Source organism: Hymenobacter sp. FMD4 (assembly GCF_058932745.1).
On record NZ_JBZYWH010000006.1, the window covers coordinates 183614 to 197577 of the forward strand.

Consider the following 13964-nt stretch of genomic DNA (forward strand, 5'->3'; position numbering starts at 1 on the left):
AGAAACTGGGGAGCGAGGCCTTATTCCGCTAACAGCTGATCAATCGTCTTATTGAATTCTGCCGTCTGCTCCTCGTAATACTTGCCGGTACCCGGGCCCGAGAAGCCCGTATGAATCTTCCGCACTTCGCCCTTTTTGTCTAGGAAGATGGTCGTTGGGAAGGCCAGCACCTTCGAAAGCTGCGGCAGTGCGGCGCTGGCGGAATCTTTGTTGGCCATGCCAGCCACGGCCAAGTCGTAACCCACGTTCAGACGTTCCTTCATCTTCAGCAGTTTCTGGGCCGCAGCCTTCTGATCGGGTGCACGCTCAAAGCCCAGGCCAATGATTTCCACGCCACGCTGCTTGTTCTTCTCGTACCACGGCGCCAGGAAGTTGGTCTCGTCCATGCAGTTGGGGCACCACGAGCCAAGCACCTGCACCACCACCACTTTGCCCTTGTATTTGGGGTCGGTGGGGGAGATGGAGCCGCCTTCGTAGATGTTCGGGAATTTGAAATCGAGGCGCTTCTGGCCGGGCTTCATGTTCGTTAGAGCACTGGCGTCGGGCAGCTTGGCGCTTGGGTCGAGCTTGGCCGTCCAGGTTTCGTGGCCGCTTTTGCCGCTATAGAAGTGGCCTTTTAAGGTTCCATCGGGCTGCTTTTCAGCTGTGAACAGCCAACCGTGGTTGCCATCGAAGGTACTAAGAGTCAACTTTTCTTGACCCAACGTTTTGCCACTTAAGTAGCGGTAATCACCCGTGGTGGTCAGGAAGGTGCCGGTAAGATTATTGTTTTCGACAGAAGGAGGATTGGCTCTGGAAGCTTCCTTCAGAATGCCTACTGCCGGGTAGCTGTTTCCCTCTTGATCGGTAAAGGTGACATTCCATGTGCCGCTGATTCCCATCAGTGGCATTTGCTTGTATACCTCTTTCGTAGATTCAGCCGGTGCGTTGGTCGCCTCCAGTGGAATCCGGTACGGCTCTGGTGTATCGTACTTTACCCAAGTACCGGTGAGTTTGCCCTCACCCGCCGGCCGCACTACCAGCGCCGCATCAAATACGTGCAGCTTGATAGTAGTAGAGTCACCCGCCGAGCTGATTTCATCCAGCTTCAAACGCTCCTCGCCGTTGATGCCTTTGTTGATCAAGTAAACGACCTGTTTACCGCCTTCCTCGGTTACCTCAAACAAGAAGGGAATTTCTTGGCCCTGGGTCTTGAGTACCCCGCGCCACGGGCCGGTTTTAAGCGGTGAGGCCGCATTGGTTTGTTCCACGCTATCAGCAGAAGTTTTATCCGGACCTGAGTTGCAGGCGGTCAGCACCGACGCCAGCAGGACGGCGCTGCCCAAAAGCAGGCGGCCTGAAACGAAACGAAATGTCATTTGTTAAGAAAGAGAATGGGCGCAATAGACCCCGAAAAAGTACACTTGGCTGCTCAACGTAGCTGCCAAACCCGCGTACAACCGGAGGGCGAATATAAAGTTTGTCCGCCCCGCGGTGGGGCCTATATTTGCGCTTTGCCAATTCTGGCTTGGTTTTGTCACCCTTTTCCCGCTGATATCCCATGGCGTTTGACCTGGACATGATCAAGACCGTGTACAACGGTCTGGGCGAGCGAGTAGAAGCTGCCCGCCGCGTGGTGGGCCGCCCCCTCACGCTGGCCGAAAAAATCCTATACGCCCACCTTTACAACGGCACCCCGACGCAAGGTTTCGAGCGTGGCGTTTCCTACGTAGACTTCGCTCCCGACCGCGTAGCCATGCAGGACGCTACCGCCCAGATGGCCCTGCTGCAGTTCATGCAAGCCGGCCGCGACAAGACAGCCGTGCCCAGCACCGTACACTGCGACCACCTCATCCAGGCCCGCGACGGTGCCGAGGAGGACTTGGCCGTGGCCAACGACGAGAACAAAGAAGTATACGACTTCCTCGCCTCGGTTTCCAATAAGTACGGCATCGGCTTCTGGAAGCCCGGCGCCGGTATTATTCACCAAGTGGTGCTCGAGAACTACGCCTTCCCCGGCGGTATGATGATCGGTACCGACTCGCACACGCCGAACGCCGGCGGTCTGGGCATGATTGCCATCGGTGTCGGTGGTGCCGATGCCGTGGACGTAATGGCTGGCATGGCATGGGAGCTGAAGTTCCCGAAGCTGATCGGTGTAAAGCTGACTGGCAAGCTCTCGGGCTGGACGGCTCCCAAGGACGTAATCCTGAAAGTGGCTGGTATCCTGACCGTGAAAGGCGGCACCGGTGCTATCGTGGAGTACTTCGGCGAAGGTGCCGAGAACATGTCGTGCACCGGTAAGGCTACCATCTGCAACATGGGCGCCGAAATCGGAGCTACCACTTCGGTATTTGCCTACGATGAGTCGATGGCTACCTACCTGCGTGGCACCGAGCGCGCCGAAATTGCCGACCTTGCCAACGGCGTAGCGCAGCACCTGCGCCCCGACGACGAAGTACTGGCCGACCCGGCTAAGTTCTACGACCAACTCATCGAAATCAACCTCTCCGAACTGGAGCCGCACGTGAACGGTCCCTTCACGCCGGACGCCGCTTGGCCGATTTCGCAGTTTGCTGCTGCCGTAAAGGAGCACAACTGGCCCGCCAAGCTGGAAGTAGGTCTGATTGGTTCATGCACCAACTCGTCGTACGAAGACATCACCCGCGCGGCTTCTATTGCCGAGCAGGCTGTGTCCAAAGGCCTGACCGTAAACGCTGAGTTCACCGTAACGCCTGGCTCGGAGCTGGTGCGCTACACCGTACAGCGCGACGGTCTGCTGGACACCTTCGCCCAGATGGGCGGCGTGGTGCTGGCCAACGCCTGCGGTCCGTGCATCGGCCAGTGGGCCCGTCACACCGACGACCCCAAGCGCAAGAACTCCATCATCACCTCGTTCAACCGCAACTTCGCCAAGCGTAACGACGGCAACCCGAACACGCACGCGTTCGTGGCCTCGCCCGAAATCGTAACCGCTTTCGCCATTGCCGGTGACCTGACCTTCAACCCGTTGACGGACAAGCTCACCAACAAAAACGGCGAAGCCGTGATGCTGGACGAGCCCCGCGGCCTCGAAATGCCCCCACAGGGCTACGCCGTGGAAGATGCTGGTTACCAAGCGCCCGCCGAAAATGGCATGGGCGTAGAGGTGCTCGTGGATCCAACCTCCGACCGTCTCGAACTGCTCGAGCCCTTCAAGCCCTGGGAAGGCATCGACCTGATGGGTCTGCGCCTGCTCATCAAGGCTCAAGGCAAGTGCACCACCGACCACATCTCCATGGCCGGTCCGTGGCTGAAGTACCGTGGCCACCTCGACAACATCTCGAACAACATGCTCATCGGAGCCACCAACGCCTTCAATGGCGAGGCCAACAAGGTGCGTGACTTCGTGGTGCAGGGTGAGACGTACAACTCGGTACCGCAGGTAGCCCGCAACTACAAGTCGATGGGCATCGGCACGGTGGTAGTAGGCGACGAGAACTACGGTGAAGGCTCTTCGCGTGAGCACGCCGCCATGGAGCCCCGCCACTTGGGCGTGCGCGCCATCCTGGTGAAGTCGTTCGCACGTATTCACGAGACCAACCTGAAGAAGCAGGGCATGCTGGCCCTGACCTTCGCCAACAAGGCTGACTACGACCTGATCGAGGAGGGCGACACCATCGACATCATCGGCCTGACGGAGTTTGCCCCCGGCAAGCCGCTGAAAGTGCGCCTGCACCACGCCGACGGCGACACGGACCTCATTACGGTGAACCACACCTACAATCAGGGCCAGATCGAGTGGTTCAAAGCCGGCTCGGCCTTGAACCTGATCCGTCAGCAGCAGGCTATAGGTAGCGCTATGTCGCAGAAGTAATCCTGGGCCATACTAGCTGGTTAACAAACCGGCCGCTTCCTCTAGGGGAGCGGCCGGTTTTGTTTTGGGGCCACTGTCAACCGATTGAGCATACTTGGGCATCTTTGAAGCATGAAATATTGGTTTACACTATCTATAGCTCTACTGGGTACTGCCACTACGTACGGTCAAGTGCGTATCGAAGCCGGACCGCACCTGGGCCTGAGCGCAGCTAGTGCGGTCTACAATGCGTCGGGGCGAGATTTGGACACCAAGTCTACCTTGCGGGGCGAAATTGGCGGTACGGTCAGCGCGGGGTGGCGAAATTGGGGCCTGCAAGCCTCGGGGCTCTTTGCGCAGAAGGGCCTCCGCATCGACGATGAATATTACGGTGGGAGAGGCACTGTCAATTTGCTTTACATGCGTACGCGGCAAAACTATCGACTTGACTACCTCACGGTGCCCATCAACCTGACATACCAGCTAAGACCGGACGGGCAAGGCTTTCAGATGTTCGCGGGTGGCTACGTGGGACGCTTGCTTGGCGGCCGTTTTAGCTACAACGATGTAGTCGAGCTGGAGTGGGAAGGCGAGCCGCTGCGGCTAGATTACAAGGGCAACAGTAAAGTGGAAACCACCAACGTGTATAGCGAAGACAAAGGCCTTCGCGCGGGCGGGCCGGCCTACTTACGTCCCTGGGATGTAGGCATGCAGGCCGGAATGGGCTATCGTCAGGAGCGCCTGCTGCTGCAGTTGAGCTACAGCCGTAGCTTACGCGACTTGGGACCCGAATATCCGCCAACGGGCATTCCAAACTTCTCCAGGATAGGGCCCTCTTACAAACTGCGGGGCGTACAACTTACCGCGACTTACTTCTTGCTGAAAAAAGGTAACTAAGAGCATGTTGGGGTTTTGAGGTGGCGGAGCTAACGAGAGTAGTGCCAGGTGATAACCTTGGTCAAGTTGCCATCTTTGAACTGCCATCTAATGCGCAGACGATGCTCGGTAAGCTTATCTATCTTCCATCTGAACGGCCGGTACCCACCCCCCGGGTCAATGATGAGGCTGTCTCCTTGCAATTCATAAGAATTTGCCTGTTGCTCGACGCCTAAACTCCAAATCCAGGCTTTATCGGTCACCTCCAGTCGCGCAGGAAGTTCCTCTCGGTCGTTCAACCAACACTCGGTCTTCTCCTTCGCATGATTTAGGTAGACCTCCATCCTAGAGGAATCCTGTTGCCAACGCCCTTGAAGGAGCGTACGCTCAACATCTTCACGCCTTATGGTTGCATCACACGCTATAAACAGAGAAACAATTAGACCGACAAAGACGCAGCGCGAAAGGTGAGATTGGTATTTCTGGTGCATCGACTTAAAATTCGAATCAAATTCCCAACACGCTCTTACAGGCTCAACATATAAACTGAGGATGTTGGAATTAAATGCATCTTACTTTTTGACTAAAGTGCGATAAAACGTGAGCATACAAGCTCGGCCTTCTTCGCTCGCTGGATTTGCAGGGGGCTATCAGAGCTCTGTTTTTTTGTACCGAGCTTTGCGCGCATGGAGTTTCTGCGCGTCTCATCAATTACCTTTCAAGAAGCCGGCAACTTCGGCCTGCACGACATCAGCTTCAACCAGGAGCGGTTCCAGAAGCTGGCCATTGCGGGCGAAACCGGCTCGGGTAAGAGTACGCTGCTCCAAACCATTGCCGGGTTGGTAGAGCCGGCCTCGGGTAAGGTCTATTTTGAAGGCGAGCGGGTATGGGGACCGCGCGAAAAGCTGGTTCCTGGCCATCCGGGCATTGCTTACCTCTCGCAGCAGTTTGAGTTGCCGAAATTTCTGCGGGTGGAACAGGCGCTGAGCTACGCCGATAAGCTCCCGGCCGGTGAAGCCGCCAAGCTGTACCAACTGTGCCAAATCGACCATCTACTGCAGCGCAAAACCAACCAGTTATCGGGTGGGGAGCGGCAGCGCACGGCGCTGGCGCGGCTACTGCTTTCGTCGCCCAAATTATTGCTGCTCGACGAGCCTTTTTCCAACCTCGATAGCGCCCACAAGAAGACGCTAAAGGCCGTAATTCGCGACGTGAGCGAGCAGCTGCGCATTACGTGCATACTCATCTCGCACGATCCACTGGACAGCCTATCCTGGGCCGATGAAATCCTGGTGATGCAGGCGGGGCGCATCGTGCAGCGCGGCTCGCCTGAGCAGGTGTACCGGCAGCCGGTGAGCGAGTACGTAGCCGGACTTTTCGGCGACTACAACCTGCTCACCGGAGCCGCAGCCAAAGCCTTGGCACCAACCAGGGCCTTGCCGCGGGGCAAACGCTTTCTCGTGCGGCCGGAAAGCCTGCACTTGCAGGCCACGGGCGGAGTGACGGGCACCGTAGAGGCTACGACTTTTGGTGGCAGCTTCACCGAGTTGATTATCAAACTGTATGGCGAAACTCGTCTAAGCGTAAAGACTACCGAGCGCAGGCACGCCCCCGGCGACCGAGTGCACCTGCTGGTAGCGCCCGAGGACGTTTGGGTTATCTGATACTCGCTTTCTTAGGGAAAGGCAAGTCGCTGGGCAGCGGTTGTGGCCTGCTAGGGTCAAGCCGGCACTAACCGGCTTTACAGCGTTGCAACTTGGGCCGCGCGTGTTTCCCGCGGCTTCTGCACCAAGTAGTAGTAAGCCAGTACCAGTACCCCGGCCGTGAAGGGTAGCATGGCCATGTGCTTGCCGGTGACACCGTGCCACACCAGCACCTCATCGAAATGCAGGAATTCGCTGATCATCCAGTAGGAGTTAGCCGAAATCCAGAGCACGATGGCCAGGTTGTGCGCCAGTTCGGACTTCAGGTGCCGCGTACGCCAAGCAATGACCACCGCAATGGCCACCGTAGGCACAATCATGGCCAGTCCCAGCGGCTTCCAGAACATGCACCAGCCGATGTCCTTCAGCAGCCAGAAGATGATGTGCATGTTTTCCATGCGGCGAAACGAAGCCGGAATAGTGTAAATCGGGTCGTTGGCAGCGGGTTCCATGGAGAGGAAAAGTAAGAAAAAGACAAAGGTACAGTGCCGTTATCAGTGGTGCCTAAAGAAGGTGCCGGGCACGGTTTCAGTTGGGAGAATGTCGGTGGGTCAAACCTCCGCTGCGTCCCGGCGTACAGATTTAAACAAGGCCGTTCCTGTGGCGGTCCGTACCCTCTATTCTGCTTGCTATGACTCCCGACCAACACCCATCCGAAGCCACTCCCAACGAACAGGACGTAAACCAAGGCCGTACCGGCGAGCCGCAGAAAGCCGGAAGCGGCTCCAGCGCCCATACCCCCGATCAAGCTACCCCGCACATCACGCAGGGCAATATGAATGACGGCAGCGGCCAGCGCGGCGGCTATGGCGACAGCGACCAAACCAATGGCATGGAAGGCGGCGCTAACGAAGATCAACGCCAGGACGCTCAGCAGCAGGACCAATAGCCTGCCTGCATCACCCCGCGCAACGCCCGCAGCTCAGCAGCTGTGGGCGTTGCTCATTTATGACCTGTTCATCGCCTGGCCGAAAAGAAAGCTGCCCCGTGGACCTTTGCTCAGATTCGCAACGTCAACCGCGACCTGGGTATCCTGTATTACCTTACCGGAAATCGGGTGGCGCTACGTGTCTTTCCTTTTTCGGCCCACGAAGTGCGCCAGATTGGCAATGGCTGCTACTACCGCACCCGCCGCCAATACCCAGGTATGGGCTTGGCCCAATGCGGCGCACGCCCGCGCCTACTTGCCCGACGACGAGCAGGCCAGCATCGTGCTTGTGCAGCCGACCGTGCCACTAAGTGACTCCTCTGGTATGCACAAATTCTGGCAAGATGGCCTACTGCAGGGCTACTGGCTGCAGCAGACTATGGACCCTGCCACGGCCCCTGCCCACCGTATTTCAGCCGTCCAAGCGAGCTTTCGTTCGGGGATTATAACGCCCCAGGCCTCGTACTTAGCGCTTGAAAATGAAGCCCAAAAAGCCGCCCTGCGCCGTAAGCAGGAAGAAACGCTCAATGCCAACGCTGCCTTGGATGCCGATGAGCAGCAGGCCCCGCCTACTGGCGTGCCAATCGACGATGGTGCTGCCTTGCTACTGGTAGCCGGGGCTTTGCTGGCTGCTTGGCAACTACGGCAGCATCGCCTGAGCAAAGCAGCTTCTTGAGGGGAGGCCCTGCTTGGCCGGACGGCAAATGGCAGCATCCTGAAACCACAAACGGCCGCCTCCTTGCAGAAGCGGCCGTTTGTACTGGTCAGGTAATCTTGTTTATGTGGCCTGTGAAGGCAGTCCCGCTGACCGGCGGGCAGAAGAAAAGCCAGAAGACAAGTAGGGCCCTGACTAAGTGCGTGTTGACAATAGGCTTGTCGCTGCAAAGATCAGCCGGCTCCAGGCGCCAGTACAATACCTACTTGCAGGTATTTTTTATTGAAACCGGCTTCTTTAAAAAATAAGTGCCCGCAAGGCTAGCTCTGGTACTACAGGTTCCTTATTGCCTTCCCTCACGCCATCCTGCCAATATCAAGTGGCAAAGGGGCGAACCGAAGAACCTCGCAGCTACAGTGGTATGCTCCTGCGCTGACAAAAAAAACGGCCGCACGAGGCGGCCGGAACATGAAACAGAATCGTGGGCAGGCTAATTAAGCCACACCTCGGCTACGGGCTCAAAGCGCCGCACGGCAAAAGCGCCGTAGGGTCGCTCCGCATAGAAGCCAAGCACGTGTACCTGCGGCTCGCCGGAGCGAACATTGGTACGGTACTCGACCGGGTACACTGCCCCGCGCTCAGGCCAGTCGCCAATGTGGTCATGCGGACGACGGCTGGCATCTACACAACGGGCATACTGCTGGACGGGAAGGGGGATAGGAAGCTGTATCTTCTTCGTTCTGCGCATATGTAAAAATAAGAATATTCGTCAATAACTAAAAATATTAGGTAGAAAATAATAGAGAAATTAGTGCCTTTATTCGACTGGAAATTGCATTGTGCTTCTAATAAGTTATTGATGAGGTTAAAAAATATTGTTAGCTAGGAACTAATTTTAAGTCCTGTAAAAACTAATTGCTAAAAAAGTTAGTAAATAGCAGCGTCGGCCAACGGACTTGTGGGGGCTGACCTGCTCTATGACGCGTGTAACTACTTTTTCCATTGGGTCCGATTGGGCCGGGCTCACCCTGCCGCTGTTTGCCTGCGCCATCCCGGCCGGCTTTCCATCACCGGCCGATGACCACCTCGATGCGCCGCTGAACTTGCACGAGTTGCTCTTTACGCATCCGGCTTCCACCTTCTTGGCCCGGGTGTCAGGCGACTCGATGATTGGGGCCGGCATTCGGCACGACGACATTATCGCCGTCGACCGGGCGCTGGAGCCGCTAGATGGGTCCATAGTGGTGGCCGTGCTGGATGGCGAGCATACCGTGAAGCGCCTGCGCCGGCAGGGGCAGCAAGCCTGGCTGGAGCCCGACAACCCGCGTTACCCCATCATCCGGCTTAGTGAGGGCAATAGCCTAGTGGTGTTCGGGGTGGTAACGCACGTCATCCACTCGTTCCGAGAAAGGAAAGGCCGCACACTTGGGCAAGTGGCCAAACCGCGCAAGCGCGCCTAGCAGTCAGCAGTCATGTTTGCCCTGGTCGATTGCAACAACTTCTACGTGTCCTGCGAACGGGTTTTTCAGCCGCGGCTCGAAGCACTGCCTGTCGTGGTGCTCAGTAACAACGACGGCTGCCTGATTTCGCGCTCCGACGAAGCCAAGCACCTCGGCTTCAAAATGGGTGAACCGTATCACCTCGCGCTGCCGCGCCTGCGGGAGCACCACGTGCAGGTATTCTCGTCAAACTACGCTCTCTACGGCGACATGTCGCGCCGGGTACTGCGGGTGCTCAGCGACTTTACGCCCGAAGTCGACGTGTATTCCATTGACGAAGCTTTTCTGAACCTGAGCGGCATGAATTACTGGGCTGATCAAGGTTTGGAGGCCTACGCCCACCATATCCGACAAACCGTGCTTGACCACGTCGGTATTCCCACTGCCGTGGGGGTGGCGCCTACCAAAACGCTAGCCAAACTGGCCAACCGGCTGGCACGCAAGCGGCCGCTACCAGAGCGGGTGTGGGTGCTGACCACGCCCGAGCAGTGCCAGCAAGCTCTGCAGCAGACTGCCGTAGGCGACGTGTGGGGCATTGGGCGGCGCTATGCAAGCAAGCTGACCGCCGCAGGCCTGCAGACTGCCGCCGACCTCGCTGCTATGCCCGAAGGCTGGGTACGCCGTCACCTGGGCGGAGTAGTGGGTTCTAGGTTGTGGCATGAGCTGCACGGCCGGCCCTGTCTGGAATTTGATCCGGCAGCCCTGGAAGACGAGGCCAGCCACCAGACCAGCCGTCGGCGCAGCGTGGCCTGCACGCGCTCCTTTGGGCGGCCGCTGTGCGACCCCGCCACGCTGAGCCAAGCCGTGGCCTCCTTCACGACGCGGGCCGCGGAGAAGCTGCGCCAACAGGGGCTAGCAGCCCATGTAATTACCTTATTGCTCGGCACGGACCGTTTTGCCCCCATTGCCGGGCCCAAAACGCATACAGCTGTGGTTACACTACCTAGCGCCACCAACCACACCGGCGAGCTAATCACGGCCGCCTTGCACCGCTTACGGCAACTTATGCGCGCAGGCACGGCATACCACCGCGCCGGTGTGGTACTGAGTGGGTTGGAGCCGGCTGGGCAAACGCAATTGCAACTGTTTACACCTTCCGCCGAGCAGCACGCCCGCAACCAAGCTCTGATGGAGCGTCTCGACGCGCTGAACACTCGCTTCGGCCGGAACGCCGTGCGTTACGCTGCCGCTGGTACCGACGCCACCGCATGGAGCGGGCGGTGCGCCCACCGTTCACAGCCCTACACCACCGACTGGCACAACCTGTGGACGATATCCGGAGCGTAGCTAATCAGCCAGTAGATCAACGGACCTCTTGGCGGCGGAGAAATTGTTATGGCGCTCTAAAAGCAGCGCAAAACCAGAGCGGATACTGAGTTGTCAACTTGCTGAGACAGGGGGGAAGCTCAACTTACGAGGCAACTTCTCCAGTTCTTTTCCTTAAAATTGGAGCAGCCGGGATGATTATTTGTAAGAGCGACAAATGCAAAGTGCTCTGTCGAGCTTGTCGGGGCAATTCGCCGGATAATACTAAACCAACCCATCCTTATCTGAAGTGGGGCGTTAGCCTGAGCCCAACTTTGGGGCTTGAATTATTGATGGCTAGGCACCTAAGAAATATTAGCCCAAGCACCGGATTGGTGCTTGGGCTGTGCATCGTTGAGGAATCGTCGTTGCTACCCTACTGATGAATCACAACGCGGCGCGTTGTTACTTCTCCTTGGGCGGTCTGCCAGTGCAGCAGGTACACACCGTTAGGTACCCACGGCACGTCCAGTATTGTGGTTGGTTGAGTAACTGACCAGGTCTGCACCCATTGCCCCAAGATGTTGACTAACTTCAGTGAAGAACCGGCTACCAAGTTGGCGGGTAGCTGCACTTGCAGGCGGGCCTGGGCCGGATTGGGATACACCGACCAGCTCGTAGCGCTCAGGGCGGTGCGCGTCGGGAGCACCTGCGCGTAGCGGATCTGGGCGGCATCGGCGGCGGCTTGGAGCTGCGCCAGCGTGGGCGCGGCCAGCACGGCAAAGGCTACGGTTATTGAATCGTTGGGGGCCAGCCGGTTTAGCGCGGCACCCACCACGTGCGATACGTCGGCGCCGGAAGTGCCGCCGGCCGTGCGCTGCCGGGTGCCGGAGCTAAGCGTCAGAAACTTTTCGGCTGAGGAAAACCCGTCGCGGAACACCACGGCGGCGGGGGCGGAAGCATTGTTGTTGATGGCATAGTAAGAGGCTTGGCCGGTGCCGGGGCGCAGCAGCTTTACGCCGGCGTACAACACAGGGCGTTGGGCATCGTGTATGTAGCCGAGGGCGCGGGTAGAGTCCCAAGCGGCGCGGTTGCGGCCCGATTCAGCGGGGATGTCCCAATCCATGAACAAGCCGGCGTGCAGCGGCTTCAGCGTATCAGCCGTGAGGTTGCGCAGGGTGTATTCCACAATGGCGTAGTCGCGGTCGGCGGGGGCGGCCCAGGCCAGGGCCCGCTGCCGTACGCGCACGCCCAAAGTGCGGCCTTGCGTCTGGCTCGGCAATGAATCTTGGAATACGCCAGCAGCTTGTTGGGTAGCCGCCGTGGAAGTGAGCATCCGGATGGCTTGCTGGGTGAAGAAGTCGGCGTCGCTGCGGTTGGCGGGCACGCCGCGCAAGCGGTCGGCTACTTTGGTAGGGCCGGTGGCCACCATCAGGCCGCCTTCGGAGAGCAGCACGGGCGAGTTGCGGTACGTCACGCTGGCCCCGATTTCGTACGACAGGCCTTCGTAGCCGAGGTTGCTGCGGCTGGTTACGGTCAGGTGCAGGTCGTTGGCAGTCAGTACCACATAATCGGGGTTCAGCTCCAGCAGCACGAAGTGGTCTTCCTGATAGCCGCCAGCGGCGGTAAGGCGGCAGCGGAGCACGCCGCGGCTATTGGGCGGCGTATTGGCGGCTACGCTGAGCTGCACCGGCGCTACGGCCGTGGCACTGGTAGCCAAGGCGCCCAAGGTGGCTGGGCCACTGCTCACCGTAAGCTGCGGCGTGAGTGAGGTGACGGTGAGCGTAAGTCCCTGCACCGGCTGCAGCAGATTTTGGAGTGTGAGCGTGAGGTGGGCCGTGTCGCCGGCCAGCAGGCGCGGGCGACTGAGTTGCTGGCTCAGCACGCGCACAGCCGTCTGATTGGGCCCGGCGGCCAGGGCGCGGTGCACGTTCAGGCGGCCCGAACCAAGTTGCCCGACGCGGTTCACATTGCCCGGTAGGGCATAGATATCATCGGCGCTGCGGCGCAGCACGGCGGTTACCTGGGCTGCCGAGAGCTGCGGAAACCGGCTGCGCACCAGGCCGGCGGCCCCGGCTACAATGGGGCTGGCAAATGACGAGCCGCCAACCGAAGCGTAAGCGCTGTCGGAATCGTAGAGCGTGGTCAGGATAAAGTCGCCGGGGGCCGCAATGCCCACGCGGTAACTGTAGGTGAGGCCCTGCTGGTCATTCGGCATCACGCTGGCTACCGACAGCACGTGGTCGTAGCTGGCAGGGTAGAAATACAGCTCGGCATTGGTATTGCCGGCAGCCGCCACCAGCACCGCGTCGCGGTTGACGGCGGCGTAGGTGCACACATCCTGTTCGAACTGCGACTTGCCGCCCACGCCGCCCCACGACATGTTGATGATCTTGCAGCCGTGGTCGGCGGCGTACACGATGGCCTCGTAGCCACCGAAGGCGCCTTGGGCCGTTTGGGGGTAGATTTTGATGGGTAGGTAGCGGCACTTGAAGCCCACGCCCGCCGTGCCCTTGCCGTTGTCGGCGCTGGCGGAGGAGCAGCCGGTTACCAGTGTGCCGTGCGAGAACACGCCGTTATTCGGCACCGAAGAGGAAGGGTCGTTGTCGTTGTCGGCCGTATCCCAGCCGCGGAAGTTGTCGATATAGCCGTCGCCGTCGTCGTCGATGCCGTTTATCGGGTCGGCGTAGTTCAGCTTTTCCTGGCCGCGCAAATCCTGGTGCGAAAAGCGCGTGCCGCTATCCGTAATGCCGATAACAACCGTGGTGTCGCCCTTGCTCAGGTTCCAGCCGGCGTAGGCGCGAATGGTTTTCAGGTAGTACTGTCCGCTGGTATTCGTGGAGTCGGCCAGCGGATCATTGGGTTGGTACAGCGGGGCGCGCTGGTAGAGCGGCTCCACGTATTCCACGGCACCGGTAGCTAGCAATACCTGGCGCACCTTGTTAAAGGCTAGTGAAGTAGGGTAGCGAAATTGATAAATGGTGCGCAACTCCACGCTGCCGGGCTTCTCCTTGCTGGGTGGCACTGCCCGCGGAAATTTTTGCTGCAGGTTGCCAGCTTCGAGTTGGTTCAGGGCCGCTTCCAACTGGCGCAGGCTGGCTTGTGGGCGCAGCTTGAGCACAGCCGTGCCGGGCAGGGTAGGCGAGGGAGCCGGCATGGCCGCCGGAGAAACCTGAGCCAAGGCAGGTGCGCAAGAACCGAAGCAGCAAACAGCAGCAAACAGCAGGGGTAAAAGCTGTTTCAT

At 58.9% G+C, this 13964-nt stretch carries 11 protein-coding genes; 7 read left to right on the forward strand and 4 right to left on the reverse strand.

Annotation, left to right across the window (positions count from 1 at the left end):
• Positions 1–20: 20 nt before the first annotated feature.
• On the reverse strand, positions 21–1358 hold the full coding sequence (locus tag AC5FXY_RS08665) for a peroxiredoxin family protein (RefSeq protein WP_493556262.1): 1338 nt from the start codon (positions 1356–1358) through the stop codon (positions 21–23).
• 182 nt (positions 1359–1540) lie between these two features.
• Between AC5FXY_RS08665 and AC5FXY_RS08670 the strand changes: the two genes are divergently transcribed.
• The 3 genes from AC5FXY_RS08670 to AC5FXY_RS08680 all read left to right on the forward strand — a co-directional run bounded on the left by AC5FXY_RS08670 (position 1541) and on the right by AC5FXY_RS08680 (position 6354).
• A complete protein-coding gene (locus tag AC5FXY_RS08670) occupies positions 1541–3835 on the forward strand; it encodes an aconitate hydratase (RefSeq protein WP_493556263.1) in 2295 nt (764 codons plus the stop codon).
• 111 nt (positions 3836–3946) lie between these two features.
• Entirely contained in the window at positions 3947–4711 is a 765-nt protein-coding gene (locus AC5FXY_RS08675) for a porin family protein (RefSeq protein ID WP_493556264.1), read from the forward strand.
• A gap of 665 nt (positions 4712–5376) precedes the next feature.
• Positions 5377–6354, forward strand: a complete 978-nt coding sequence (locus AC5FXY_RS08680) for an ABC transporter ATP-binding protein (RefSeq protein ID WP_493556265.1) — start codon at positions 5377–5379, stop codon at positions 6352–6354.
• A 77-nt stretch (positions 6355–6431) separates the two neighbouring features.
• Here the strand turns inward: AC5FXY_RS08680 and AC5FXY_RS08685 are convergent, their stop codons facing one another.
• Positions 6432–6845, reverse strand: coding sequence for a hypothetical protein (locus AC5FXY_RS08685; protein ID WP_493556266.1), 414 nt, complete (start codon positions 6843–6845; stop codon positions 6432–6434).
• A 179-nt stretch (positions 6846–7024) separates the two neighbouring features.
• Between AC5FXY_RS08685 and AC5FXY_RS08690 the strand changes: the two genes are divergently transcribed.
• A complete protein-coding gene (locus tag AC5FXY_RS08690; protein WP_493556267.1) occupies positions 7025–7282 on the forward strand; it encodes a hypothetical protein in 258 nt (85 codons plus the stop codon).
• Positions 7283–7502: 220 nt separating this feature from the next.
• Complete coding sequence (locus AC5FXY_RS08695; protein WP_493556268.1) at positions 7503–7997, forward strand: PID-CTERM protein-sorting domain-containing protein; 495 nt, start codon at positions 7503–7505, stop codon at positions 7995–7997.
• Between the two features lie 469 nt (positions 7998–8466).
• Here the strand turns inward: AC5FXY_RS08695 and AC5FXY_RS08700 are convergent, their stop codons facing one another.
• On the reverse strand, positions 8467–8724 hold the full coding sequence (locus AC5FXY_RS08700; RefSeq protein ID WP_493556269.1) for a hypothetical protein: 258 nt from the start codon (positions 8722–8724) through the stop codon (positions 8467–8469).
• 229 nt (positions 8725–8953) lie between these two features.
• Here AC5FXY_RS08700 and AC5FXY_RS08705 point away from each other — a divergent pair, with 229 nt between their 5' ends.
• Positions 8954–9436, forward strand: coding sequence for a LexA family protein (locus AC5FXY_RS08705; RefSeq protein ID WP_493556270.1), 483 nt, complete (start codon positions 8954–8956; stop codon positions 9434–9436).
• Between the two features lie 12 nt (positions 9437–9448).
• Positions 9449–10762, forward strand: a complete 1314-nt coding sequence (locus AC5FXY_RS08710) for a Y-family DNA polymerase (RefSeq protein ID WP_493556271.1) — start codon at positions 9449–9451, stop codon at positions 10760–10762.
• A 394-nt stretch (positions 10763–11156) separates the two neighbouring features.
• Here AC5FXY_RS08710 and AC5FXY_RS08715 read toward each other — a convergent pair whose 3' ends face one another.
• The gene (locus tag AC5FXY_RS08715) at positions 11157–13964 is read right to left on the reverse strand and encodes a S8 family peptidase (RefSeq protein ID WP_493556272.1); all 2808 of its coding nucleotides are present in this window, start codon (positions 13962–13964) and stop codon (positions 11157–11159) included.

Bases quoted from the DNA above. Each gene is read 5' to 3' on its own strand.
- AC5FXY_RS08665 (WP_493556262.1), bottom strand. From the start codon at position 1,358: ATGACATTTCGTTTCGTTTCAGGCCGCCTGCTTTTGGGCAGCGCCGTC.
- AC5FXY_RS08670 (WP_493556263.1), top strand. From the start codon at position 1,541: ATGGCGTTTGACCTGGACATGATCAAGACCGTGTACAACGGTCTGGGC.
- AC5FXY_RS08675 (WP_493556264.1), top strand. From the start codon at position 3,947: ATGAAATATTGGTTTACACTATCTATAGCTCTACTGGGTACTGCCACT.
- AC5FXY_RS08680 (WP_493556265.1), top strand. From the start codon at position 5,377: ATGGAGTTTCTGCGCGTCTCATCAATTACCTTTCAAGAAGCCGGCAAC.
- AC5FXY_RS08685 (WP_493556266.1), bottom strand. From the start codon at position 6,845: ATGGAACCCGCTGCCAACGACCCGATTTACACTATTCCGGCTTCGTTT.
- AC5FXY_RS08690 (WP_493556267.1), top strand. From the start codon at position 7,025: ATGACTCCCGACCAACACCCATCCGAAGCCACTCCCAACGAACAGGAC.
- AC5FXY_RS08695 (WP_493556268.1), top strand. From the start codon at position 7,503: ATGGCTGCTACTACCGCACCCGCCGCCAATACCCAGGTATGGGCTTGG.
- AC5FXY_RS08700 (WP_493556269.1), bottom strand. From the start codon at position 8,724: ATGCGCAGAACGAAGAAGATACAGCTTCCTATCCCCCTTCCCGTCCAG.
- AC5FXY_RS08705 (WP_493556270.1), top strand. From the start codon at position 8,954: ATGACGCGTGTAACTACTTTTTCCATTGGGTCCGATTGGGCCGGGCTC.
- AC5FXY_RS08710 (WP_493556271.1), top strand. From the start codon at position 9,449: ATGTTTGCCCTGGTCGATTGCAACAACTTCTACGTGTCCTGCGAACGG.
- AC5FXY_RS08715 (WP_493556272.1), bottom strand. From the start codon at position 13,964: ATGAAACAGCTTTTACCCCTGCTGTTTGCTGCTGTTTGCTGCTTCGGT.